20 protein-coding genes are annotated in these 25,853 nt (G+C 66.2%); 16 read left to right on the forward strand and 4 right to left on the reverse strand.

From position 1 onward, the window contains the following. Window positions 1-67: 67 nt before the first annotated feature. From GTP41_RS19450 to GTP41_RS19460, 3 genes are all read left to right on the forward strand, one after another. A complete protein-coding gene (locus tag GTP41_RS19450) occupies window positions 68-961 on the forward strand; it encodes a LysR family transcriptional regulator (RefSeq protein ID WP_161027235.1) in 894 nt (297 codons plus the stop codon). A gap of 75 nt (window positions 962-1,036) precedes the next feature. Further along, window positions 1,037-1,408: a BPSL0067 family protein gene (locus tag GTP41_RS19455; RefSeq protein WP_161027236.1), complete on the forward strand. Its 372-nt coding sequence runs from the start codon at window positions 1,037-1,039 to the stop codon at window positions 1,406-1,408. Beyond that, window positions 1,405-1,803 (forward strand): STY0301 family protein, encoded by a 399-nt coding sequence (locus GTP41_RS19460; RefSeq protein WP_161027237.1) that lies wholly within the window; start codon window positions 1,405-1,407, stop codon window positions 1,801-1,803. The genes GTP41_RS19455 and GTP41_RS19460 overlap by 4 nt, the downstream gene beginning before the upstream one ends. Here the strand turns inward: GTP41_RS19460 and GTP41_RS19465 are convergent. The 4 genes from GTP41_RS19465 to nudC form a co-directional block, all read right to left on the reverse strand. Continuing rightward, window positions 1,787-2,344: a GNAT family N-acetyltransferase gene (locus GTP41_RS19465; RefSeq protein WP_161027238.1), complete on the reverse strand. Its 558-nt coding sequence runs from the start codon at window positions 2,342-2,344 to the stop codon at window positions 1,787-1,789. The genes GTP41_RS19460 and GTP41_RS19465 overlap by 17 nt on opposite strands. After that, window positions 2,341-3,702: a thioredoxin family protein gene (locus GTP41_RS19470; RefSeq protein ID WP_161027239.1), complete on the reverse strand. Its 1,362-nt coding sequence runs from the start codon at window positions 3,700-3,702 to the stop codon at window positions 2,341-2,343. The genes GTP41_RS19465 and GTP41_RS19470 overlap by 4 nt, the downstream gene beginning before the upstream one ends. Before the next feature lie 3 nt (window positions 3,703-3,705). Next, window positions 3,706-4,272, reverse strand: coding sequence for a GTP cyclohydrolase I FolE (gene folE, locus GTP41_RS19475; protein ID WP_161027240.1), 567 nt, complete (start codon window positions 4,270-4,272; stop codon window positions 3,706-3,708). A 127-nt stretch (window positions 4,273-4,399) separates the two neighbouring features. Beyond that, window positions 4,400-5,194, reverse strand: coding sequence for an NAD(+) diphosphatase (gene nudC, locus GTP41_RS19480; protein ID WP_161027241.1), 795 nt, complete (start codon window positions 5,192-5,194; stop codon window positions 4,400-4,402). A gap of 193 nt (window positions 5,195-5,387) precedes the next feature. Between nudC and GTP41_RS19485 the strand changes: the two genes are divergently transcribed. The 13 genes from GTP41_RS19485 to rfbH all read left to right on the forward strand — a co-directional run bounded on the left by GTP41_RS19485 (window position 5,388) and on the right by rfbH (window position 25,852). Continuing rightward, window positions 5,388-12,755: an SPM autocatalytic domain-containing protein gene (locus GTP41_RS19485; protein WP_161027242.1), complete on the forward strand. Its 7,368-nt coding sequence runs from the start codon at window positions 5,388-5,390 to the stop codon at window positions 12,753-12,755. A 127-nt stretch (window positions 12,756-12,882) separates the two neighbouring features. Continuing rightward, the gene (locus tag GTP41_RS19490; protein WP_161027243.1) at window positions 12,883-15,402 is read left to right on the forward strand and encodes an O-linked N-acetylglucosamine transferase, SPINDLY family protein; all 2,520 of its coding nucleotides are present in this window, start codon (window positions 12,883-12,885) and stop codon (window positions 15,400-15,402) included. Between the two features lie 5 nt (window positions 15,403-15,407). Then, window positions 15,408-16,289, forward strand: a complete 882-nt coding sequence (locus tag GTP41_RS19495; RefSeq protein ID WP_161027244.1) for a glycosyltransferase family 2 protein — start codon at window positions 15,408-15,410, stop codon at window positions 16,287-16,289. Between the two features lie 3 nt (window positions 16,290-16,292). Next, window positions 16,293-16,706 (forward strand): sugar 3,4-ketoisomerase, encoded by a 414-nt coding sequence (locus tag GTP41_RS19500; protein WP_161027245.1) that lies wholly within the window; start codon window positions 16,293-16,295, stop codon window positions 16,704-16,706. 9 nt (window positions 16,707-16,715) lie between these two features. After that, the gene (locus GTP41_RS19505; protein WP_161027246.1) at window positions 16,716-17,822 is read left to right on the forward strand and encodes a DegT/DnrJ/EryC1/StrS family aminotransferase; all 1,107 of its coding nucleotides are present in this window, start codon (window positions 16,716-16,718) and stop codon (window positions 17,820-17,822) included. An 8-nt stretch (window positions 17,823-17,830) separates the two neighbouring features. Continuing rightward, window positions 17,831-18,616: a glycosyltransferase family 2 protein gene (locus GTP41_RS19510; protein WP_161027247.1), complete on the forward strand. Its 786-nt coding sequence runs from the start codon at window positions 17,831-17,833 to the stop codon at window positions 18,614-18,616. Window positions 18,617-18,650: 34 nt separating this feature from the next. Continuing rightward, window positions 18,651-19,547: a hypothetical protein gene (locus tag GTP41_RS19515; protein WP_161027248.1), complete on the forward strand. Its 897-nt coding sequence runs from the start codon at window positions 18,651-18,653 to the stop codon at window positions 19,545-19,547. A 21-nt stretch (window positions 19,548-19,568) separates the two neighbouring features. Beyond that, window positions 19,569-20,708 carry a DegT/DnrJ/EryC1/StrS family aminotransferase gene (locus GTP41_RS19520; RefSeq protein ID WP_161027249.1) on the forward strand — a complete coding sequence of 380 codons (1,140 nt, stop codon included), beginning with the start codon at window positions 19,569-19,571 and terminating at the stop codon, window positions 20,706-20,708. 12 nt (window positions 20,709-20,720) lie between these two features. Further along, a complete protein-coding gene (locus tag GTP41_RS19525) occupies window positions 20,721-21,572 on the forward strand; it encodes a hypothetical protein (RefSeq protein WP_161027250.1) in 852 nt (283 codons plus the stop codon). 4 nt (window positions 21,573-21,576) lie between these two features. After that, on the forward strand, window positions 21,577-22,656 hold the full coding sequence (locus tag GTP41_RS19530) for a GSCFA domain-containing protein (protein ID WP_161027251.1): 1,080 nt from the start codon (window positions 21,577-21,579) through the stop codon (window positions 22,654-22,656). 21 nt (window positions 22,657-22,677) lie between these two features. Next, window positions 22,678-23,451 carry a glucose-1-phosphate cytidylyltransferase gene (rfbF, locus tag GTP41_RS19535; protein WP_161027252.1) on the forward strand — a complete coding sequence of 258 codons (774 nt, stop codon included), beginning with the start codon at window positions 22,678-22,680 and terminating at the stop codon, window positions 23,449-23,451. Further along, a complete protein-coding gene (gene rfbG / locus GTP41_RS19540) occupies window positions 23,448-24,539 on the forward strand; it encodes a CDP-glucose 4,6-dehydratase (RefSeq protein ID WP_161027253.1) in 1,092 nt (363 codons plus the stop codon). Before rfbF ends, rfbG begins: the two co-directional genes overlap by 4 nt. Then, window positions 24,536-25,852 (forward strand): lipopolysaccharide biosynthesis protein RfbH, encoded by a 1,317-nt coding sequence (rfbH, locus tag GTP41_RS19545; protein WP_161027254.1) that lies wholly within the window; start codon window positions 24,536-24,538, stop codon window positions 25,850-25,852. Before rfbG ends, rfbH begins: the two co-directional genes overlap by 4 nt. The last annotated feature ends 1 nt before the right edge of the window (window position 25,853 follow it).

Raw genomic sequence — 25,853 nt, forward strand, 5'->3', positions numbered from 1 at the left:
TTGTGCTATTATCGATTCACGCAATAAATGCACAATTTACTACATCTTTATTCGAATAATTATAACAATGGACCAGCTCAAATCCATGCAGGTCTTCCTGGCGGTGGCCGACAGCAAGAGCTTCACCCAGGCCGCCGAACAGCTCGACCTGCCGCGCGCCACAGTCACCAACGCCGTGCAAGCCATCGAACAGCGGCTCGGCGTGCGCCTGCTCCAGCGCACCACGCGCAAGGTCAGCCTGACGGTGGAAGGCCAGTTGTACCTTGACCGCTGCCGCGCCCTGCTGAACGACCTGGAAGACGTCAACGCCCTCTTCCTCGCCAGCGGCCGCAAACCGTCCGGCACCATCCGCGTCGACCTGCCGGAGCGCATTGCGCGCCTGAGCGTCATCCCCGCCCTGCCCGGTTTCTTCGAACGCTACCCCGAGATCAACGTGCGCGTCGGCGCCAACGACCGCATGGCCGACCTGGTGGGCGAAGGCATCGACTGCGCCGTGCGCGCCGGCGTGCTGCGCGACTCCACCCTGATCGCGCGCCCGCTGGGCGCGATGGAGCAGGTCAACGTCGCCTCGCCCGCCTACCTGGCGGCGCACGGCACGCCGCAATCGCTGGACGACTTGCGCCAGCACTGGGCGGTCCACTACTTCTCCAGCCAGACCGGGCGCGATTTGCCGTGGGAGTATGTGGTGGATGGCGAAGTGCGCACCTTGCCGATGCGCAGCCGCCTGTCGGTGGGAAGTTCGGAAGCCTATCTTGGCGCCTGCCTGGCCGGCATCGGCCTGGCGCAAATCCCGCGCCCCGGCATCGAGCCGCTGCTGGCGACGGGCGATCTGGTGGAAGTGCTGCCGCAATGGCGCCCGGCGCCGCTGCCGGTCTCCATCATCTACTCGCACAACCGCCACCTGTCGCCACGCGTGCGCGTGTTCGTGGACTGGCTGGCGGAGATCCTGAAACTCAGTTGACTTGATCCGCCGCAAACTGTGCACCCCACGGCTCGACTACCCTGAACTTCCCTATTCCTGATTCGGGAGGTCATCATGTCGTACCGCTACTCGGAAGCCGCAAAGCTGGCAGGTGAGAAATGGGTGGGGCCTCATGAATGCGTCGCATTGGTTCAGTATTATGCAAAAGCGCCAACTACCTTGCATTGGAAGGAAGGCACAAGAGTTCGTGGCGAAAACAGCTTGGCTGCAGGAACCGCAATCGCTACTTTTGCAAAAGGTAAGTACGGCAATCGCCAAACAGGTAATCATGCAGCGCTGTACCTTTCCCAGGATAACAATGGAATATGGGTAATCGAGCAGTATCGACACATCAAAGACGGACTGATAGCGAAACGTTATATCCCATTTCGCGACGGGGCTGGGGGCGCATCCAATGACGGCGATGCATACTCGGTGATCGAATGAATGCCTTGATATTGATTGCAGCCGGCCTGGCGGATGGCGCGGGCGGCGTCGTAAGCTGCCCGCCACTGGTCGAAATCGAGCAAAAAGTCGCCACAGTCGAGGGCTGGACCGCACACGACTCGCAAGCGCCGCATAAATTCTACTTCGCGCAGTTCAGCGACGGTCCACCGTCCCAGCAGGCGATCTTGTTATATGACAGAAAGCTGCGCTCGGGCAAACATAAGGTGCTGCGCTATCAGTTCGCTGCCTCGCAGGAGCCGTGGCTGGTCTGTTCTTATACAGGAACGAATGCGATATTAGCGCGCAAGTTGGCGCCGGGCACGCGCGCATGCAACGTCACGCTGGACCATGCGCGCAATTTCGAGACCGTGAAGAGAATCAGTTGCGAGGAATGACTTCGATGCCCGGCAGCTGCTTGCTGTACTTTTCCAGCGCCGCGTTGATGGCATCGAACGAGATGGTGTAGAGGTAATCGAGCTCGGTCTCGCCCGAGCGCACGGCGCCGAAGCGTTCGTGGAACTGCCACACGGACTCGTTGCCCTTGCGGACGTCGAAGTGGCATTGGGTGAAGCCGAGCGTCAGCGCAAAGCGGTACACCATCAGCGCCGACTCGTAGGCGAAGCCGCTGGGGCGGCCTTCGCGCAAAATCCACGACCCCCAGCAGAACGAATCGCCCTGCTGGTCGTACAGCCTGACGGTGCCGTAGCGCTCGCCGTCCTTGTCCTCGATGATGAAGTAGACCTGGCTATTGTCGCCGGCATACTTGGCCAGCCAGGCCTTCTGCGCCGCCACGTCGTTGGCGGTGGCGGACAAAAAGCGGCCCTTCACCGGGTCGGTGCGCAGGCCGAGGATGAATTCCGCATCGTCCACCGCCGCATCGCGCAGCACCACGGTCTTGCCGATGACCCTGGCTGGTTTGACAAAGCTGGCGCTCATAGCTTCTCCCTCAGGGTTGCCGCCAGCGGCAGGCCCTGCGGCAGCTTGGCCAGCAGCTTTTGCGCTTGCGACAGGTTGCGTTGCTCGAATGCGTCCGGCGCGGCGGCGAAGTCCTGCGCCAGGCCGGCAGCGGCAGCCTCGATGCGCGCTGCATCAGCCGGCGTGGTGTCCACCAGCGCCAGCAGGTAGGTCGCGCCCCACTGGATGCGGGTGGCCGGGCCAACGGCGGCGCGCCAGGCCTGCTCATACCAGTTCAGCATACCCGGTAAATCGCCGCGCCGCTTGGCCGAGGACGCAAGGCTCAACATGAAGTAGTAGGGCGCGTGCGAAGCGGCCAGCGCAGCCTGCAGCAGCGCTTCCGCTTCGGCCGGCAGGCCGGCGTCGTTCAGCGCGCTCACCGCGGTATTCACCAGGGTGTGGCGGCCATACGGGTCGTCCACCAGCGCCAGCGCCTGCTCGGTGCGCGTGCGCAACAGTTGCGGCAGGCTGGCATCGGCATGGCCCAGGCGCAGCATGCGCACTTGCAGGCGCACGGCAGTCAGGCGATCCGGCGCAGACAGCCACATGTCTTCCGCCCACACATGCGCGGCCTTGGCCATGGCGGCCGCCAGTTCGGCATGGCGTGCCGGCGCGGCGCGCACCAGTTGGTGGCCGCTATTGCCGAAGATGTCCATATTGGCGCGCGCCACGCGCGCATCGGCCAGTACGGCCAGCAGGAATTCCGGCGCGCTGGCGTCGGCCACGCGGCCGGCCTGCGCCAGCAACGCCTGCAGGCGCAGGCGCGTCGCCGCATCCTGCACCTGGCGCGCGGCGGCTGGCGCCTCGCCCGCCACGGCAGCGCCGGCCAGCTGCGCCAGGGTGGCCAGGGTCACGCCCAGGTCGCGCCCTTGCAGCAGCACGCCTTCGTCGGTGTCCCAGGAATAGTTCGCGAGCAGCGTCCATTCGGATGGCGCCAGCGTGCGCGTGCCGTCCAGCGCGGCGGCCATCGATTCGCCCGCCGAGTTGCCGGCGAAGCGCGCCGCCATCAGGGCTTCGCCAAACAGTTCGCCATCGAGCTCGCACGGCAGGCGCGTGATTTCGCTGCCGTCCGGGCGGTACATCACCATGCTCGGATAGCTGCGCAGCTTCAGGCGCGCCGCCAGGGCTTGCGCGTTCGGGCTGTCGCCATCGAGCTGGATCGCCACCATGCTTTGCAGTTTGGCGGGGAATTCTTCACGGCCGAAAATCTCGTACTTGACCCGGTTGCAGGGCGGGCACCACAGCGCGCCCCAATACAGGAACAGCGGACGGCCAGCCGCGCGCGCCGCCGCCAGGGCGGCATCAAAGCCGCCGTCGAACCACTCGATCGCGTCGGCCATGTGTTACGACTCGCGTGCCAGTGCCAGGAATTCGGTGCGCATGGCCAGGTTAGGCTGCAGCTCGCCCAGCATGGCGGAGGTCACCGTCTCTTCGCCGGCGGTGCGGATGCCGCGCGACTCCATGCACAGGTGGCGGCACTTGACCACCACGCCCACCGCCTTCGGCTCCAGCACGGTCATCAGCGCTTCGGCGATTTGCATGGTCATGCGCTCCTGCACCTGCAGGCGCTTGGAGAACACGTCCACCAGGCGGGTCAGCTTGGACAGGCCGACGATCTTGCCGTTCGGGACGTAGCCCACGGTGGCCTTGCCGAAGAACGGCGCCAGGTGGTGCTCGCAATGGCTGTAGACCGGGATGTTCTTCACGACGATCAGCTCGTTGTACTGCTCGGCGCCGTCCTCGAACGCCTTCAGCACTTCGGCCGGGTCCTGGCCGTAGCCGGACACCCAGTGCTTCCACGCCTTGTGCACGCGGTGCGGGGTTTCGACCAGGCCCGGACGGTCCGGGTCCTCGCCCAGGTGCTCCAGCAGGCGGCGCCAGTCGGCTTCGGTGAATACTTCTTTCGTCATGATGTCAGGACCGTGAAAAGTTGAAACTAATCCACAAGTATACAGCGAAAAAAAATTCGGGGTCAGGTCTGACAATCGGACATTTTTCTCCGAAAAATGTCCGATTGTCAGACCTGACCCCGAATCTTCACGGCCGGTTGACGGCCAGCAGCTCGCTGGCGATGGACACCGTATGCGACAGGGTCGGCCACTCGTCGCCGGGGCCGAACCAGCGCGCTTCGCTGATCTCGTTGGGGTCGGTGACGATCTCGCCGTCCAGGTATTCGGCGGTGTAGGCGATCATCAGCGAATGCGGGAAGGGCCAGGACTGGCTGCCGAAGTACTGCAACTTATGCACGCGCAGGCCCACTTCCTCGAATACTTCCCGGTGCACCGCCTCTTCGATCGATTCGCCCGCCTCCAGGAAGCCGGCCAGCGCGGTAAAGCGCTTGTAGGGGGAATTGGCGTGGCAGGCCAGCAGGCGCTGCTCGCCTTTCTTGATCAGCACCATCATGGCCGGCGAAATGCGCGGGTAGGCCAGGTGGCCGCAGGCGCCGCAGCGCATGGCGCGTTCACCCTCGGCGCGCGCCATCGGCCCGGCGCAGGCGCCGCAGAAGCGGTGGGTGCGCGCCCATTCGGCGATCTGGAACGCGCGCCCGGCAATACCGAGGAAATCGTCGCCGACTGCGCCAAACAGGCCGCGCAGGCCGACAAAGGCGTGGCCGGCCGGCGCCTGCTCCTCGTCGGTCCAGGCCACTTCGCAATGGCGGCCCTGCCATTCACCGACCGGGTGCAGCCGGGCCGTATCGACCTGCAGGCCTTCCGGCAAAGTCAAGTTGCCTTCGCGCAACAGGAGCCGGTCGCGGTGGAATAAGAAGGTCAGGCGCGCGCCATTTTCTGGCGCCCTCAACAATGGCACGAATGAGGCGGGAGTTTGCAACATGGTCAGCGGCTATTAAACAGTTAAAAATCTGATATTACCTTGATTCCAAGATTACTTATTGCTGAGTCGCTTTTTAAATCTAAGTCATTGTTTTAATGGCTAGATTTACGCGGTATTTACCCACTTTTTCTGCAAATCAACACTTTCTCCATTAATATAGAGTGTCGAGTGGAGCCCTTTTTATACTGACATCATGAGCCTGATCATATCCTCCCTGAACTCCGACCAAGTCGCGTCGATCACCACCAGCCAGATGGCGGCGCTGACCACCGCGGAGCTCGCGTCGATCACGACGAGTCAGTTCCTCGTGCTGAACAGTACCCAGCTGGGCGCCCTCAGTGCCTTCCAGGTCAAATACCTGCCCACGGTCGATATCGCCGTGATGACCAGCAAGCAGCTGCCGGCCTTCAATACCCACCAGCTGCAGGCTTTGACCACGGCCCAGGTACGCGCCTTGAGCACCGATTCCATCGTGGCCCTGAGCACCAAACAGGCCGCCGCCCTGACCTCGAGCCAGGTCGGCGTGCTGAGCGAGGCGCAGTTCGATGCCATGGAGTCGGAGGACTTCGCGGTGCTGAACAGCAGCGCCATCAATATGCTGTCCACCACCCAGGTCACCAAGCTGGTGACCGACCAGATCGCACAACTGACCACGGCCCAGGTGGCCGCGCTCAGCACCCGCACCCTGCGCGCCCTGAGCAGCGACCAGATCGGCGCCTTCGGCACGCACCAGATCGCCGCCCTGAAAACGCAGCAGCTGATCGGCTTTGACAGCGCCCAGATCGGTGCGCTCAGCACTAAACAGGTGGTGGCCCTGACCACCGCCCAGGTCAGCAGCCTGGGCACCCAGCATGTGGCCGGCCTTGACGGCACCCAGCTGGCGGCCATGCAGACCGCCGACCTGGTGACCTTGCGCAGCCAGCACCTGGCCGTGCTGGCCGGCGAAGGGCTGGACCTGCTCACCACCGACCAGTTCGCCGCCCTGACCACGCTGCAGATTGCCAGCCTGTCCTCGACCCAGTTCGCGGCACTGGACAGCGACCACATTGTTGCCCTCAGCACCCTGCAAGTGGGCGCCCTCAACACGCGCCAGGTGGCCGGCATGGGCACCGACCAGCTTGCAGCCATGCAGACGGCCGATATCGCCGCGCTCAAGACGCAGCACCTGAATGTGCTGAGCAGCGCGCAGATCCAGGCCCTAAGCACGCAGCAAATCCTGGCCCTGACCTCGATCCAGGCGGGCGGCCTCGGCACGCGCCAGCTGGACGCCATGAGCTCCGAGCAGATGGCCGCCCTGGTCAGCCGCAACCTGAATGTCCTGAAAACCAGCCAGGTGGCGGCACTCACCAGCGACCAGCTGGCGGCGCTCACCACCGCCCAGTTCGCCACCCTGAGCACGGCCCAGATCCAGGCCCTCAGCACCGCCCAAATGAGCTGGCTCGGCACCGACAAGATCGCTGCCCTGAGCACCCTGCAAGCGTCGGTGCTGCGCAGCCATCAACTGGCCGCGCTCGACAACAATCAGGTCGCCGCGCTGGAAACGGCCGACCTGGCGCGCCTAGCCACGCACGCCCTGCCCAGCCTGGCCACCGATACCTTTAGCAGCCTGAGCAGCGACCAGGTCAAAGCCCTGAGCACGGCCCAGGTCTCGACCCTGGCCACCCAACAGCTGAATGCCTTCAACAGCGACCAGTTCGACGCGCTGAACACCAGCCAGCTGCAGGCGCTGGGCACGCGCCACCTGGCCGCGCTCTCGACCGACCTGCTGAACGCGCTGACCGCGTCCGACTTTGCCGCCCTGCGCAGCAACCAGGTGTCGGCCCTGCGTACCAACCAGATCGTCGCGCTGGAGACCGGCTTGATCGCCGCCCTCACCACGGCCCAGGCGCAAGGCTTGACCACCCTGCAACTGAGCGTGATCAGCACCGAACAGCTGTCCGCCTTCAGCACCGCCACCTTTGCCGCGCTGAAGAGCCACCAGGTGGCCGCGCTTGGCACCAGCGCCGTGCTGGCCCTGGATACCGAGCAGATCGCCAGCATGAGCACCTTGCAGATCGCCCAGCTCTCCACCGTGCAGCTGACCGCGCTCAAGACCGAACAGATCGCCGCTTTCACCACGGCCCAGGCCGCCGCCATGACGACGGCGCAAATGGTGTCGCTGAAAACCGACCAGTTGCTGGCCCTCGGCACGCGCGATTTCGCCGCCCTGCGCAGCAACCAGGTCAACGCCCTCAGCTCGCAGCAAGTGCGCGCCCTGAGCGACGCCCAGCTGGTGGCGCTGACCACCGCGCAGGCCGCCAACCTGGGCACGCGCCAGCTGCAAGCCCTGAGCACCGACCAGTTGCTGGCCCTGGAAACAGCCGACCTGGCGGTGCTGCGCGCGCCGCAAATGGCCGCCCTCAGCAGCAACCAGCTGCGCGCCTTGGGCAGCCAGCAATTGCAGGCCCTGGGCAGCCACCAGGTGGCCGGCCTGACCACCGGCCAGCTCGATACCCTGACCTCCAGCCAGTTCGCGGTCCTCAGCGGCTTGCAGTTGAGCGGCCTCAGCAGCGCGCAACTGAACAGCCTGGACACCAGCCAGATCTCGTCCATCAGCAGCAGCGCGATTGGCGCGCTCAAGCAGAGCCAGGTGGCCGCCATCGGCACCACCCTGTTCGCCGCCCTCACCAGCGACCAGATCGCCGCCCTGAGCACGACCCAAGTCTTTGCCCTGGGCAGCCGCCAGTTGATGGCGCTCGACAGCACCCAGCTGCGCGCCCTGTCCACGCAGGACGTGGCCGTACTGCGCCAGGTGCAGGTGGCGGGCCTGGGCTCCGACCAGTTCAGCCAGCTCACCACGGCCCAAGTGCAAGCCCTGAATGCCGGCCTGCTGTCCGCCCTGAACAGCAACCAGGTGGCCGGCCTCGGCACCGACCAGGTGGTGGCGCTGCAAACCCAGCAGGCTGCGGCCCTGAATGCGGCGCAATTGCTGGCCTTCAGCACCGCCCAGCTGGACGCCATGGAACTGGCCGACTTCGCCGCCCTGAAAGCGGCGGCCATTGGCGGCCTGTCCACCGCCCAGGTGGCCTCGCTCGACAGCGCCCACCTGGCCGCCCTCACCACGGCCCAGGTCGGCCTGATCACCGGCGGCCAACTGGGCGCGCTGTCCACCACCCAGGTGCAGGCGCTGGAAAATGAAGACCTGGCCGCGCTGCGCACCAGCCAGTTGTGGGGCTTCCGCACGGAACAACTGGCCGCCCTCACCATCGCCCAGCTGCAAGGCTTGCCGGGCACCTGGATCGCGGCCCTGAGCAGCGCCCAGATCGGCGGCCTGACCACCACCCAGGTGGCGTCGCTGACCACGGCGCAAGCCGTCAGCCTGACCGCCGTCCAGCTGGCCGGCATGAGCAGCGACCAGTTCCAGGCCCTGAGCGCCGACGCCATCGCGGCCCTGCGCAATACCCAGCTGACCGGTCTCAGCACGGCCGTCATCGCCACCTGGACCACCAGCCAGATCGCGGCCCTGACCACGCTGCAGATGCAAAGCCTGACCGCGACCCAATTCAACGCCTTCAGCTCCGACCAGCTGCTGGCCCTGGAAACCCAGGACCTGGCCGCCCTGCGCACCAGCCAGTTCGCCGCCCTGGCCACCGAGCAGGTGCAGCGCCTGGGCGACTGGCAGGTGCAGGCCCTGACCAGCGGCCAGCTGCGTTCGCTGACCAGCCGCCAGGTGCAGGCCCTGTCCACCTACCAGGTGATGGCCCTGACCAGCAGCCAGGTCGGCAGCCTGGGCACGGCCCAGGTGCGCGCCCTGACCAGCGACCAGATCGCCGTCATCGAGCTGGAAGACGTGGTGGCCCTGACCAGCACCCAGCTCAATACCCTGAGCACCGCCCAGTTGGCCGCCCTGAACCAGGCGCAACTGGCCGAACTGGGCACCGCCCAGACCAGCAGCCTCAGCACGGCCCTGTTGTCGGCCCTCAGCACCGACCAGCTGTCGGCCTTCACCACCGACCAGGTGGCGACCCTGGGGACCGGCCAGGTGGCCTCGCTCACGTCGGCCCAGGCCGCTGCGCTCAGCCTGGACCAGTTCGCCCAGCTCTCGAGCGCCCAGGTGCAAGCCCTGTCCACCGCCGTGGTGGCGGCCCTGACCATCGAGCAGATGGCCGCGCTCAGCACGCGCCAGGCCAGCGGCTTCTCGACCGCCCAGGTGCAGGCGCTGACCAGCGCCCAGTTGCAAACCCTGAACACCGCCGTGGTGGCGGCGCTGAATTCGGCCAGCCTGGCCGCCCTCAGCACCGACCAGATCAACTACCTGGGCACCGACCAGTTCATGGCGCTCACCACCCAGCAAACCTCGGCCCTGTCCACCAGCCAGGTGGCGGCGCTCTCGACCGACCAGCTCACCTTGCTGAGCACGGCGCAGGTGGCAAGCCTCGGCACCTCCCAGTTGGGCGTGCTCGGCACCAACCAGTTGCTCGCCTTCGGCACCGACCAGGTGGCGGCGCTCAAGACCAACCAGCTGAACAGCCTGCACAGCGACCAGCTGGGCAGCCTGTCCAGCGACCAGATCGTGGCCCTCAGCACGCGCCAGGTGGCCGCCTTCGGCACCGCCCAGGCCGCAGCACTGGGCAGCGACCAGTTGAACGCGATGGAAACGGTGGACTTTGCCGCCCTCGGCACGGCCCAGGTGCGCGCCCTGGCCACCGACACCATGGCCCACCTTGCCACCGACCAATTGCAAGCCATGGCCACGCGCCAGCTGGCCGCCCTCAGCACCGACCAGGTCGGCGCGCTGGGCAGCAACCAGGTCGCAGCCTTGACCACCAGCCAGGTGCAAGGCCTGGCCACCGTGCAACTGGGCGCCTTCAACAGCGACCAGTTGGCGGCCCTGGCCTCGGACCAGGTGGCCGCCCTGAAGACCCACCAGCTCAACAGCCTCGGTTCCGACCAGCTCGGCACCCTCGGCAGCGACCAGCTGGTGGCCCTGACCACGCAGCAGGCAGCGGCCCTCGGCAGCAACCAGCTGCTGGCCCTGTCCAGCGACCAGCTGAATGCGCTGGAAACGGTAGACCTGGCCGCCATCGCCACCGCGCCCTTGAGCGCCCTGGCCACCGACACCCTGGCCGGCCTGTCCACCAGCCAGGTGGCGGCGCTGGCCACGCGCCAGGTAGCGGCCCTGACCACCGACCAGGTGGCGGCGCTGGGCAGCGATCAGCTCAACAACCTGTCGTCCAGTGGCATCGCCGCCCTGACCACGCGCCAGGTGGCGCTCGGCCTGACCACGGCGCAACTGGTGGCGCTGACCACCGGCCAGGTTTCCCTGCTGGCCAGCCGCCAGCTGGGCGCGCTCAGCTATGACCAGCTGGGCAGCCTTGATACCGACCAGTTCGCCGCCCTGTCGACCGCCGCCCTGCAAGGCTTGCGTGGCGACCAGGTGGCCGGCGGCCTGAGCACTGCACAAATCGTGGCCCTGACCACCGACCAGGCGGCCGCCCTCACCACGGCCCAGGTGGCGGCCCTGCTCGACGCCCAAGCCCTGGCGCTGGAAACGGCCGACCTGGCCGTGCTGGCCACACGCACCCTGGCGGCGCTCGGCACCAGCCAACTGGCAGCCCTCAGCACCAGCCAGTTCAGCTCGCTCTCCACCAGCCAGCTGGCTGGTCTTGCCGTGGGCCAGGCGGGCGCCATCACCAGCGCCCAGCTGCATGCCCTGTCGAGCGACCAGCTGAATGCCTTCGGCAGCCTGCAGGTGGCGGCGCTGAGCCTGACGGCGCTCGATGCGCTCACCACCGACCAGGTCAGCCGCCTCGGCACCGCCCAGCTGGCGGCCCTGACCGCGGCGCAGGTGGTCTCGCTCAGCACCGACCAGCTGCGCGCGCTCGACGCGGCGCAAATGGGCGGCCTGGGCAGCGTGCAAATCAGCGCCCTCAGCGCCGACCAGATGTTCGCCCTCAGCACCCTGCAACTGTCGGGCCTGAGCGCGAGCCAGATCGGCTACTTCACCAATACCCAGCTGCCGCTGCTGACCAATGCCCAGGTGCAGTCGCTCAGCACCGACCAGGTGGCGGGCATCAAGCTGTCGCAGATCACCGCCCTCACCGGCGACCAGGTCAGCGTGCTCAGCACCGACCAGGTGCAGGCGCTGACCACCAGCCAGATCCAGACCATGACTGCCAGCCAGGTCGCCATGTTCAGCGTGGCCAGCGTGGGCGCGCTGGAAACCGAGCAGATGCAGGCGCTCAAGAACACCCAGCTGGCGGCGCTCGACATCGACCAGGTCGGCGCCTTGGCCACCAGCCAGCTGGTGGTGCTGGGCACCAGCCAGATCGGCGCCTTCACCGCCACGCAGATGAGCTACTTCAGCAATACCCAACTGGCCGGCTTCAGCACGACCCAGGTGGCGGCGCTCAAGAACAGCCAGCTGCTGGCCCTGACGGGCGCCCAGCTGCAAGCGTTCGACGCGGCCCAGGTGCAAGCCCTGACCACGGCCCAGCTGGCGATCCTGACCACGACCCAGATTGCCGCCCTGACCACGACCCAGTTCGCGGCCCTGAGCGGCAGCCAGGTGGCTTCGCTCAGCACGGCGCAGATTGCGGCCCTGACCACGGCCCAGGTGGCGGCGCTGACCACGGCGCAGGCGGCCGCCCTCACCACCGCCGAGATCGGCGCCCTGACCACGGCCCATGCCCAGGTCCTGACCACGGAGGCGCTGGCCGCCTTCAGCATCACCCAGGTGGGCGGCTTCACCGATGCCCAGGTGGCGGTGATGACGGTGACCCAGACCATGGCCTTCGTCATCGGTTCCTCGCGCTACGCCACGCCGCTGGTGCTGGACCTGGATGGCGACGGCATTGAAACCCTGGCCATGGCCGATGGGGTGCGCTTCGATATCCGCGCCAGCGGGCAGCAGGTGCGCACCGGCTGGGTCGGCAAGGACGATGGCCTGCTGGCACTCGACCGCAACCGCAATGGCCGCATCGACGATGGCAGCGAGCTGTTCGGCGAAGCCAGCCAGTTGGCCGACGGCAGCCGCGCCCGCGACGGTTACGCCGCCCTGGCCGCGCTGGACGGCAACCAGGATGGCCGCATCGACCAGCAGGATGCCGCCTACGGCGACCTGCGCGTGTGGGTCGACCGCAATAGCGATGGCCAGAGCGATGCCTCCGAATTGCTCGGCCTGCAGGACTTGCATATCGCATCCATCTCGACCCGCTCGCAACTGGGCAGCGGCTGGCAAAACGGCAACGTGGTCGGCCTGCAATCGGGCTATACCCGCACCGACGGCAGCCAGGGCACCACGGCCGACGTCTGGTTCGCCACCGAAGCGAGCGGCATGAGCCGCGCCGTCAGCGCCCTGACCCATGCGCTGAATGGCTTCGAGGCTGCGGCGCCGCAAGCGCCGAACGCCCTGCCGGCCATGCCGGGCAACGCCACCAGCCCGATCGCCAACGCCGCCGGCGCCATGGCCGATGCGATGGCGCGCTTCTCGGCGCAAGGCAGCGCCGGCCTGGCCGGCAGCGAGCTGCGTCCGGTGCAGCAGCGCAAGGCGGAGGAGCTGCTGCTGGCGGCGCCGCGCTAAGCGGCGCTTCATAGGGAGGAATGTTGCGCGGAGGCTAAAAAACACCGCCGCGGCGACGGGCAACAGGGTATGATTGTGCCCTGCGGCCCGCCGCGCCGCGGCGCCGATTTGACCAGAAAGACAAGGAATGACCGCACCCGCTTCCGCCGCTCCGTTGACCAACCTGTCGCAACTGAAGGCGCTGGCCGCCCGGGGCCAGTTGCAAGTGCCCGAACTCTTTAACGCCACGGCCGAACTGGCCGCACGCGGCCAGGTGCCGCAAGCCGTTGCGCTCTACCGCAGCTGGCTCGACAACACGCAATCGCCGGTGGCGTACGCGGTCTGCTTCAACCTGGCCGTGATGCTGTCCGACAGCGGCGATACCGCCGGCGCCGAACAGCTGTACCGCCGCGCCATCGCCCTCAACAAATTCTTCGTCGAAGCGCGCCTGAACCTGGGCACCTTGCAGGAACGCCTGGGCAAGCCCGACGCCGCCCTGCAAATCTGGCAGGAAATCCTCGACACAGTGCCCAACATCGTCGAGCAGCGCGCCCTGCACCTGCAAACGCTGAACAACCTGGGCCGCCTGCTGGAAATCCAGAAACGCCTGCCGGAAGCGGAAGCCATGCTGACGCAGAGCCTGCGCCTCGACCCCAAGCAGCGCAACGTCATCACGCACTGGATCCACCTGCGCCAGAAGCTGTGCGAATGGCCGGTCTACAACAGCGAACTGATCGGCATCCCGCAGGAAGACCTGCTGGACGGCACCTCGGCCCTGGCCATGCTCGGCTCTTCGCCCGAACCGGCGCAGCAACTGGCCGCCGCGCGCCGCTTCATCGAAGAAAAAGTCGCCACCAATGTGACGCCGCTCGGCACCGAGGCGGGCTACGCCCACCGCCGCATGCGCATCGGCTACCTGTCCTCCGATTTCTGCTCGCACGCGGTGTCGATCCTGACCGCCGAGCTGTACGAGCTGCACGACCGCTCGCGCGTCGAGGTGTATGCCTTCTCCTGGAGCCGCGAAGACCATTCGCCGCTGCGCGCGCGCGTGGTCAGCGCCATGGACCACTACATCCGCATCGATGGCATGAGCGACCTGCAGGCGGCGCAGTGCATCCGCGATAACGAGATCGACATCCTGGTCGACCTGCACGGCCTGACCCTGGGCGCGCGCGCCGGCATCCTGTGCTACCGCCCGGCGCCGGTGCAACTGACCTGGCTCGGCTTCCCCGGTTCCACCGCGATCCCGGGCGTCGATTACGTGCTGGCCGACCGCTTCCTGATCCCGCCCGAGCTGGAACCGTACTTCACGGAAAAACCGCTGCACATGCCGAACACCTTCCAGATCAACGACCGCCAGCGCGCGATCGGCCCGCGCCCGACGCGCGCCGACTGCAACCTGGCGGACGACACGATGGTGTTCTGCTCCTTCAACAACAACTACAAGTTCACGCCCGACGTCTTCGGCGCCTGGATGGAAATCCTGAAGCAGGTGCCGGACAGCGTGCTGTGGCTGGTGTCCGACGCCGAAACCACGCGCGAGAACCTGGTGCGCGAGGCGGAAGCGCGCGGCGTGCCCGGCACCCGCCTGGTGTTCGCCGGCCGCGTGCCGCCGGCGCAGTACCTGGCGCGCTACCAGGTGGCCGACTTGTTCCTCGACACCGCGCCGTTCAACGCCGGCACCACCGCCAGCGACGCGCTGTGGGCCGGCCTGCCGGTGCTGACCTGCGCCGGCAAGACCTTCAGCTCGCGCATGGCCGGCAGCCTGCTGCACGCCATGGACCTGCCGGAACTGGTCACCCACACGCTGGACGACTATATCGCCACCGCCGTGGCCCTGGCCAAGGACCGCCCGCGCCTGGCCGCCCTGCGCCAGCGCCTGGTGGACGGGCGCGACCAGTCGGCCCTGTTCGACACGCCGCGCTTCGTGCGCGACTTTGAAGATTTGCTGGAAACCGTCTGGGTGCGCGCGCCGGGCGAACCGACCGACGTGCCGCTGGAGCAGGCCGGCAAGCCCGGTGTGCCCGACCCGGGCGAGCTGGCGATGCAACCGAGCGTGCTGCTGCGCATGCTGCGTCCCGGCCTGCACAGCGTGGCCGAAGTCGGTCCCGGCACGCTGGCGCAGGCGGTGCGCCACGCCCGCCCCGGCGTGCGCTACACCGCCATCGCCGCCCAGCACGATCCGGAAGGCTGGGCCAGCGCCGTGGTGGCCAGCGAACTGGAACAGCTGACGCCGGGCGACTGGCAAAACCTGGCCGCCAACCAGGCCTGGATCTTCCCGGAAACCCTGGAACGCCTGCGCGACCCGGCCGCCGTGCTGCGCCGCATCCGCGCCCTGTCCAGCGGCCAGGTGGAAGTGCTGGCCTGCGTCACCAACGCCCAGCACTGGATGCTGCAGGCGGCCCTGGCCGGCGGCAGCCTGCGCGCAACCGAAGGCGGCGTGCCCGGCCCGCAGCCGATGCACTGGCTGACCCGCAGCGCGCTGCAGGAAATGTTTGCCGCCTGCGGCTTCGTGGTGGCGGAAATGGTAACGGTCAACATGCCGCCGCCGCCGCTCGCCACCGCCGCCGCGCTGCGCGCCATGGCCGTCGCGGCCGGTGCCGACCCGCAGCAGGCCGAAGCGGACGCCATTCCTTACCAATACATCATTCGCGCCGTCGCGGCCTGAACAGCATGAGCCTGCCTAAAGTCAGCATCGTCCTCCCCACCTACAAGGCCGAGCATTTCGAGCAATGCCTGCGCTCCGCGATCGGCCAGACGTACCCGAACACCGAGATCCTGGTCAGCGACAATTGCCCGACCGACGCCATCGAGAAGATCTGCGCCCGCTTCAACGGCGTGATCTACCAGCGCAACAGCGTGATCCGCGAAGCCAATGTGCTGTCCTCGATCTACTCCGGCAAGGGCACGTACATCAAGCCGCTGTTCGACGACGATATCCTGCACCCGTTCTGTATCGAGCGCATGGTGGCGTCGATGCAGGGCAACGACCAGATCCAGCTGGCCTTCTCGGCTTCGCAGGTGATCGATGCCGACAATATGCGCAAGGAAACGCGCCGCCCCTACCAGGTGACCGGCACCATCAGCGGGCGCGACCTGCACCGCACCTGCGTGCTGGGCATGCAGAACCTGGTGGGCGAGTTCTCCACCATCATGTTCCGCCGCGACAAACTGTGGGAAATCGGCTGGCACGACCTGTTCAAGGTTGGCCGCCACGACTGCACCTACGGCCTGGCCGACCTGGCCGCCTACCTCAACCTGACGGCGGGCGACGGCATTGCCTGCTACCTGGACGAAGAGCTCAGCTACTTCCGCCAGGACCAGCGCCTGCAGTCGAATTCGAACTACTATGCCAACCCGAATTTCGGCTATTGCTTCTCCGACTATATCGACTTGCTGCCGGCCAGCTATGAGCAGGGCGTGATCAGCCTGGAGGAATTGCTGGCCATGCGCGGCAAGGTAGACGATGCGCATATCCGCCTGGGCGGCATCTTCCCGCAGGTTGTGCAATCCTATGCCCGTTTCCAGGACTACCTGGCCCACTTGAAAGGATGAGCCATGCTGGACGATTGCCGGCTGATTGAACTGCCGCGCCATAACGACCCGCGCGGCAACCTGTCCGTGATCGAATCGGGGCGCCATATCCCGTTCGAAATCCAGCGCGTGTACTACCTGTACGATGTGCCGGGCGGTTCTTCGCGCGCCGGCCACGGCCACCGCGAGCTGCAGCAGTTCATTGTCGCCATGTCGGGCAGCTTCGATGTCATCGTGGACGACGGCCATGGCCGCAAGAAAATTTCGCTGAACCGTTCCTATTACGGCCTCTACATCCCGAAACTGATGTGGCGCGAAGTGGAAAACTTCTCGTCCGGCGCAGTGTGCATGGTGCTGGCCTCGACCATGTACGACCCGGACGACTATTTCCACGATTACGACGAATTCAAGGCCCAGGTGGCCCGCCCCCATCCATAAAGAGCAACCATGACCGTCCCCTTCCTCGACCTCAAAGCCATCAACCTCAGCCAGGGCGCCGAACTGGAAGCCGCCTTCCAGCGCGTGCTGAACTCGGGCTGGTACATCCTGGGCCAGGAAGTGGCGAATTTCGAACAGCGCTTCGCCGCCTACTGCGGCGCGGCGCAGGGCATCGGCGTGGCCAACGGCCTGGACGCCATCATGCTGGTGCTGAAAGCCAGCGGCATCGGCCCGGGCGACGAGGTCATCGTGCCGTCCAACACCTTTATCGCCACCTGGCTGGCGGTGTCGCAATGCGGCGCCACCCCGGTGCCGGTGGAGCCGGTGGAAGCGACCTACAACCTGGACCCGGCGCGCGTGGCCGCCGCCATCACGCCGCGCACCAAGGCCATCGTGCCGGTGCACCTGTACGGCCAGCCGGCCGACATGGACCCGCTGCTGGCCCTGGCCGAACAGCATGGCCTGCTGGTGCTGGAAGACGCGGCGCAGGCGCACGGCGCCCGCTACCGCGGCCGCCGCACCGGTTCCCTGGGCCAGGCCGCCGCCTTCTCCTTCTACCCGGGCAAGAACCTGGGCGCGCTGGGCGACGCCGGCGGCATCACCACCAGCGATGCCGCGCTGGCCGAACGCATCCGCACCTACCGCAACTACGGTTCGCAGCAGAAGTACCACAACCTGGTGCAGGGCTTTAACTCGCGCCTGGATGAAATGCAGGCCGCCTTCCTCAACGTCAAGCTGGAGGCGCTGGACGCCGGCAACGCGCAGCGCCGCGCCATTGCCGCGCGCTATACCGAATTGCTGGCCGGCAGCGGCCTGCTGCTGCCGCACGTGCCCGACTGGGCCGAGCCGGTGTGGCACCTGTACGTGGTACGCCACCCGCAGCGCGACGCCCTGGCCGCCAAGCTGGCCGAGCAGGGCATCGGCACCATCGTGCACTATCCGATCGCGCCGCATATGCAGCAAGCGTATGCCGCGCTGGGCTTCCAGGAAGGCGACTTCCCGATTGCCGAAGCGATCCACCGTGAAGTGCTGAGCCTGCCGATCGGCCCGCATATGACCCTGGCGCAAGCCGACCAAGTGGCGGCCGCCGTGCGCGCCGCCCTGGCCGCGCTGTAAGGAAAACCATGTTCAATATCATCATCCCGACCCACAACCGCCCGGCCCTGCTGGCGCGCACGCTGCAATCGCTGGCGACCCAGACCTGGCAGGACTTCCACGTCATCATCGTCGACGACGTCGCCCCTAGCGCGCCGCCGCTGGAAGCGCTGGCCGCGCTGCAGGGCCGCTACACCTATGTCACGCGCAGCAGCAAGCCGGGCCCGGCGGAAAGCCGCAACGCCGGCCTGGCCCTGGCCGACCAGCCCTGGCTGATGTTCCTGGATGATGACGACACCATGGAGCCGGGCCACCTGGCAGCCTTGGCGGCGCGCGTGCAGGCGGCGCCGGCCGAGATCCTGTTCCACGACTTCAAGGTACAGAACGAAGACCGCACCGTGATGCCGCCGCGCCTGCTGGAAGCGGCCACCCCGCTGTCGATCGACGGCGTGTCCGCGCTTGACACCTGGGTCTTGAACCGCATCCCGAACAGCTGCCTGCTGTACCGGCGCGACCTGATCGCCGATATCCGCTACGACGCTTCGCTCATCATTTACGAAGACTGGGACTATCTGCTGGCCTGCCTGCAGCGCGGCCAACTGAGCTATGTGCCGGGCATTAACAGCGTGGTGATCCACAAGAGCGCGGCCGGCGCCAGCGAGAATATGCGCCGCGGCAATTCGCGCGACGACCTGATCCTGCCGACCATGTTGCATTTGTATAAAAAATTCCCGTGCCCGACGCATGAAGCGCGCCTGGCACGCCAGGCCCTGCTGGCGCGGGCCGGCGTCAACTTGCCTCTAGAGCATTTCTAAGGCTGGCGATACAATCACAGCCACAGAGGGGAAAATGAAAACAATAAACCTGGTGATGATCAACAAGTACCACGGCTTGTCGATCTGGACCTTTGAAGACACCATGCTGGCCTTGCAGCAGCTGCTGCGCGCGGCCGGCTACGATTGCCAGATCACCGCCAACTTCGTCGATCCCAACCCCAATACGGTCAACGTCCTGTTCGGCGTCGGCTCGCATTTCTCGCACCCCTTCGCCGAAGTGGCTGCCGTGGCGCAGCCGCACAACACCATCATCTTCAACGGCGAGCAGCTGGGCAGCAGCTCCGACCTGATCACCCGCGAATACCTGGAATTCCTGTCGCGCTACGTCACCTTCGACTGGTCGGAATCGAATATCGATGATATCCGCCACCGCGTGCCGCAACTGCGCGCGCTGGAAGTGCCGCTGCTGCCGACGCCCGGCCTGTGCCAGTCCAACGGCGCCCAGTGGGAGCTCAAATACGACCTGGCCTTCTACGGCGCCTACAACGAGCGCCGCAAGAAGCTGGTGGCCGAGCTGGAGCGGGAAGGCGTCAGCATCAAGCATATTTCCGGCTTCTATGGTGCGGCGCTGTGCAACCAGCTGCTGGAATGCCGCTATGTGCTGAACATGCACGCCTACGAGACCGACCACCTGGAAGTGAACCGCTGCCTGCGGCCGCTGGCCATGGGCATTCCCATCATTTCCGAAAGCAGCACCCTGCCCACGCTGGGCGACTGGCAGGACAGCGGCATCATTTACGTGCCGACCGAAGGCTTCGGCCAAGGCGTGCGGCGCGTGCTCGACACGCCGGACCAGCACGTGGCCGCCGCGCGCAAAGCCATCTTGTTCACCCACCGTTCCGCCAATGCCGACTATATCCGCAAGGCGATGGACGGGGCGATCGCCGAGCTGGCATCGCTGAACGCATAAATCAACCCTGGAGCTCCCACAATGGCCATCAACCTGTTCATCCCCAATTTCCGCATCGACGAGTGCATGGACGCGATCCGCGAATGCCTGGAGAAAGGCTGGACCGGCCTCGGTTTCAAGACCCTGGAAATCGAGAAGGCCTGGAGCGACTACAGCGGCCTGCCGCACTCGCACTTCCTGAACTCGAACACCTCGGGCCTGCACCTGGCCCTGCACATGTTCAAGACGGAAAAAGGCTGGGCCGACGGCGACGAGGTGATCTCCACCCCGCTCACCTTCGTCTCCACCAACCACACCATCCTGCAATCGGGCCTGACCCCGGTCTTTGCCGACGTTGACGATTCCCTGTGCATCGACCCGGACGACCTGCTGTCCAAGATCACCCCGCGCACGCGCGCCGTGGTGTACGTCGGCCTGGGCGGGAATAGCGGCCGCTACCAGGAAGTGCTGCGCATCTGCCGCGAACGCGGCATGGTGCTGGTACTGGATGCGGCCCACATGGCCGGCACCCGCGTCAACGGCCGCCATGTCGGCTGGGATGCCGACTGCACCGTGTTCAGCTTCCAGGCGGTGAAGAACCTGCCGACCGCCGATTCCGGCATGATCTGCTTCCCGGACGCCGGGCGCGATGAGCGCGCGCGCAAGCTGACCTGGCTCGGCATCAACAAGGACACCTACAGCCGCAGCATGAACCAGGGCGCCTACAAGTGGATGTACGAGGTGGAGGAGCTGGGCTTCAAATACCACGGCAATTCGATCATGGCCGCGCTGGCCCTGGTGTCGCTCAAGTACCTGGACCGCGACAACGCCTATCGCCGCCAGCTGGCGACCTGGTATGAGCTGCACCTGAAAGGCGACCCGGCCATTGGCCTGATCCCGATGGCGCCCGGCTGCGAATCGTCGCGCCACCTGTTCCAGGTGCGCGTGGCCCAGCGCGACCAGGTGCTGATGGCGCTCAACGAGTTCGAGATCTTCCCCGGCGTGCACTACCGCGACAACACCGCCTACCGCGTTTACCGCCATGCGGCCGGCCAGTGCCCGAACGCCGAACGCGCCAGCGACGAAGTGCTGTCGCTGCCGATGCATATGGGCGTGACCGAGCAGGATGTGCGCTTCATCGCCGAGAAACTGAAAGAAATCGTGCACCGCAGCCGCGGCTAAGCCAACCCGCCCATGACCAACGCCTTTTCCCTGCTTTGCACCAGCCACGGCATCGCCCTGCTGGACGCGGTGACCGACTGGCGCAGCCTGTGGCAGTCGCCTTCGGTCGACCTGCCGGAGCATGGCGCCAACGCGCAAGGCTGGTTCAACGGCGCCATGCCGAACGATTTCACGGCCGGCGTGACCCTGGCCGGCACCGGTTTTGAACGCTGCGACACCTGGCTGGCGCCGGGCCATGTGCAGGTGCAGCTGGGCGCCCCGCTGGCCGAAATCGAACACGGCGCGCCCGGCGGCCCGGTGCTGCGCATGCACCCGGTGCTGATCGCCAAGCTGCAGCAATGGCACGACAATGAACTGATCATCTCCGGCATGGGCGGCAACGAGTATCTGACCCACCTGTTCCGCACCGCGCCCGACTACGACCTGGTGCTGGACGGCTTCCCGGTCACGCCGGGCGTGCCGATCCTGCCGCTGGAAGTGGCGCACGGCATGATGGAACGCTGGGTGGCGCCGCTGGTCACCACCCTGACCGCGCTGCGCGTCATGAGCACCAGGCGCGTGGTGCATATGCTGCCGCCGCCGCCGCTGGAGGACATTGCCAGCATGCCGTACACCGAAGGCTTTGGCGCCGCCATCCAGAAGTACGGCTTTGTCGCCGACAGCCTGCGCCTGAAGTGGTACCGCCTGTACTGCGACATGATCATTGCGCGCACCCGCGCCATGAACATCGACGTCATCACGCCGCCGCGCGGCGCCATGACGGCGGAGGGCTTCCTGCGCAAGGATCATGCGGAAGGGCTCACGCATGGCAACAAGGCGTACGGCGTCCTGCTGGCCCGGAAAATCTTCCAGAACGAGGAGTAAGGCCATGTCCGGCGTCCCCTACCAAACCTTCCCGCCAGCGCAATTCTGGAAAAACGCCGCCAGCGCCAGCGAACTGGCCCTGGTCGACTTCGACTTCGGCAAGAAGTTCAGCTTCAAGGCCAGCGACGGCTTCGGCACCGCCGGCTCCTGCTTCGCCCAGCACTTTGGCCGCAAGCTGATCGAGCGCGGCGGCCGCGTGCTGTTTGCCGAAACGCGCCACCCGCTGCTGCCGGAAACCTATGGCCATGGCTATGAAGTGTTTTCTGCGCGCTACGGCAATATCTACACCACGCGCCAGCTGCTGGAATTGCTGCAGCAGGCGGCCGGCCTGCGCGCGCCGATTTTCGAGTTCGGCAAGCGCCACGACGGCCGCATCCTCGACATGCTGCGCCCGCGCGCCGTGCCGGCCGGGTTTGCCAACGTGGCCGAAGCCGAAGCCGACCGCCGCTACCACCTGCTGGCGGTACAGCACCTGCTGCGCTCACTCGACGTCTTCGTGTTCACCCTGGGCCTGACCGAAAGCTGGGAAAACTCAGCCTACGGCTATTGCTACCCGATCGTGCCGGGCGCCGAAGCGGGCGAGTTTGACGGCAACCGCCATAAATTCGTGAACTACAGCGTGGCCCAGGTCACGGCCGACCTGGACGCCATTTGCGGCATCGTGCGCGCGCTCAACCCGCACGCCAAGGTCATGTTCACGGTGTCGCCGGTCAGCCTGGTCGCAACGGCTGAGCCGCGCAGCGTTGTGGTATCGACCGTCGCCTCCAAGAGCATTTTGCGCGCCGCAGTTGACGAAGTCGTGAGGAGGTTCGATTATGTCGATTACTTCCCTTCCTACGAAATCATCACCAGCCCGCTCACGCGCGGCCGCTTCTGGGAACGCAACGGCCGCGATGTCACGGCGGAAGGCGTGCAGACGGTGATGCAGGTATTTTTCCGTTCGCGCTTCGAGCAGGGCGGCGTGGCGGAACCAGTGGCGGCAGCGGAAGTGAAGGCGCAGGATGCCGAAAATGAAATCCTGGCGCTGCTGGAAGCGGACTGCGACGAAGTGATTCTTGACAGGTTTAACGCCAACCGCAGCTAAATTTTTGCAAAGGTCAGACAATTGAAAGCTGTGATTCTAGCCGGCGGCCTGGGTACCCGGCTCAGTGAGGAAACCTCGGTCAAGCCGAAACCGATGGTGGAGATCGGCGGCAAGCCGATCCTGTGGCACATCATGAAGTCCTACTCCACGCACGGCATCAACGAATTCGTGATCTGCTGCGGCTACAAGGGCTACATCATCAAGGAATTCTTCGCCAACTACTTCCTGCACACCTCGGACGTCACCTTCGACATGCAGTACAACACCATGCAGGTGCACGAGCGCCATGCCGAACCCTGGAAGGTGACCCTGGTCGATACCGGCGACGCCACCATGACCGGCGGCCGCCTGAAGCGCGTGCGCAAGTATGTCGACGGCGATGAGGCGTTCTGCTTCACCTACGGCGACGGCGTGGCCGACATCGACATCGCCGCCACCGTGCAATTCCACCGCCAGCACGGCCTGCTGGGCACCATGACCGCCGTGCAGCCGCCGGGCCGCTTCGGCGCGGTGGACCTGGATGGCGACCGCATCACCGCCTTCCGCGAAAAGCCGGTCGGCGACGGCAGCTGGATCAATGGCGGCTACTTCGTGCTGTCGCCCAAAGTGATCGACCATATCAAGGACGACGCCACCATCTGGGAACGCGAGCCGATGGAAACCCTGGCGCGTGACGGCCAGTTCGCGGCCTACCGCCACGGCGGCTTCTGGCAGCCGATGGACACCCTGCGCGACCGGCAGCACCTGGAAGAGCTGTGGCAAGGCGGCCAGGCGCCGTGGAAAAAATGGCCATGAGCGAGGCAGCCAACCCGGCGTTCTGGCATGGCAAGCGCGTCTTCCTCACCGGCCACACCGGCTTCAAAGGCAGTTGGCTCAGCCTGTGGCTGCAAAGCATGGGCGCCCGGGTCAGCGGCTTCGCCCTGGCCCCGTCCAGCGCGCCCAGCCTGTTCGAGGCGGCGCGCGTGGCGGACGGCATGCACTCCACCATCGGCGACATCCGCGACGCGCAGGCGCTGCGCGCTGCGCTGCAGGCGGCGCAGCCGGAGATCGTGATCCATATGGCGGCCCAGGCCCTGGTGCGCTACTCCTACGAGCATCCGGTGGAAACCTATTCCACCAACGTCATGGGCCTGGTCAACCTGTTCGAGGCGGTGCGCGCCACGCCCGGCATCAAGGCCGTGCTGAATGTCACCAGCGACAAATGCTACGACAACAAGGAATGGCCCTGGGGCTACCGCGAGAACGAAGCGCTGGGCGGCTATGACCCGTACAGCAACAGCAAGGCCTGCGCCGAACTGGTGACCAGCGCCTACCGCAATTCCTTCTTCAATCCGGCACAGTATGCGGTGCATGGCGTGGCGCTCGGCTCCGGCCGCGCCGGCAATGTGATCGGCGGCGGCGACTGGGCCGGCGACCGCCTGGTGCCGGACATGGTGCGCGCCATCGCCGCCGGCCAGCCGGTGCGTATCCGCAGCCCGCATGCGATCCGCCCCTGGCAGCACGTGCTGGAACCGCTGTCGGGCTACCTGGCCCTGGCCGAGCGGCTCTACACCGACGGCGCGGCCTGCGCCGAAGGCTTCAACTTCGGCCCGCACGACAGCGACGCGCGCCCGGTGCAATGGATCATCGAACGCCTGTGCCGCCAATGGGGCGACGGCGCCGCCTGGGAGCTGGATGGCGCACCGCAGCCGCACGAAGCGACTTACCTGAAACTGGACTGCTCCAAGGCGCGCGCGCGCCTGGACTGGCAGCCGCGCTGGCAACTGCAGCGCACCCTGGACGAAATCGTCGCATGGCATAAGGCCCATGCGCGCGGCGACGATATGCGCGGCGTCACGCTGGCACAAATCGCCTCTTACCAACATACCGAGATTGCACCATGAAGACACAAGAACAATTGCGCGAAGAGATCATCCAGCTGGTGGCCGAATACGCCGCCGCCGCGCAGCCACCGGCGTTCCAGCCAGGCAGCACCGTGATCCCGCCGGCCGGCAAGGTGGTCGGCGCGCCGGAGATGCAATTGATGGTGCACGCCTCGCTCGACGCCTGGCTGACCACCGGCCGCTTCAACGACCAGTTCGAGCAGAAGCTGGCCAAGTTCATCGGCGTCAAGCACCTGATCACCGTCAACTCCGGCTCCTCCGCCAACCTGGTCGCCTTCAACACCCTGACCTCGCCCAAGCTGGGCGAGCGCGCCATCCAGCCGGGCGATGAAGTGATCGGCGTGGCGGCCGGCTTCCCGACCACCGTCAACCCGATCCTGCAATTCGGCGCGGTGCCGGTGTTCGTCGACGTCGAACTGGGCACCTACAATATCGACGTGACCAAGCTGGAAGCGGCGATCGGCCCGAAAACCAAGGCCATCATGCTGGCCCACACCCTGGGCAACCCGTTCAACCTGGAAGTGATCACCGCCCTGTGCAAGAAGTACAAGCTGTGGCTGGTGGAAGACTGCTGCGACGCGCTGGGCTCCACCTACAAGGGCCAGATGGTCGGCACCTTCGGCGACATCGGCACCATGTCCTTCTACCCGGCGCACCATATCACCATGGGCGAAGGCGGCGCGGTGTTCACCAACAACTACGAGCTGAAGATGATCGCCGAGTCCTTCCGCGACTGGGGCCGCGACTGCTACTGCGCGCCGGGCAAGGACAATACCTGCGGCAAGCGCTTCTGCCAGAAGCTGGGCACCCTGCCGGAAGGCTATGACCACAAGTACACCTACAGCCACCTGGGCTACAACCTGAAGATCACCGATATGCAGGCGGCCTGCGGCCTGGCCCAGATCGACCGCGCGCCGGGCTTCATCCAGGCGCGCAAGGACAACTTCGCCTACCTGACCGAGCGCCTGCAATCCTGCGCCGAATTCCTGATCCTGCCGCAGGCGACGGAAAGCTCCGACCCGTCCTGGTTCGGCTTCCCGGTCACCCTGAAGCCGGAAGCCAACGCCAGCCGCGTCGACCTGCTGACCTACCTGGACCAGCACAAGATCGGCACCCGCCTGCTGTTCGCCGGCAACCTGACGCGCCAGCCGTATATGATCGACCGCACCTACCGCGTTTCGGGCGAGCTGACCAACACCGACCGTGTCATGAACGACACCTTCTGGATCGGCGTCTACCCCGGCCTGTCGCGCGAAATGCTGGACTTCGCCGCCACCAAGCTGGAACAATTCTTCGGCGTCAGCTTCGACTAAA

Origin of the sequence: Pseudoduganella guangdongensis (genome assembly GCF_009857475.1) — a bacterium.
Taxonomy (GTDB): Bacteria; Pseudomonadota; Gammaproteobacteria; order Burkholderiales; family Burkholderiaceae_D; genus Rugamonas; species Rugamonas guangdongensis.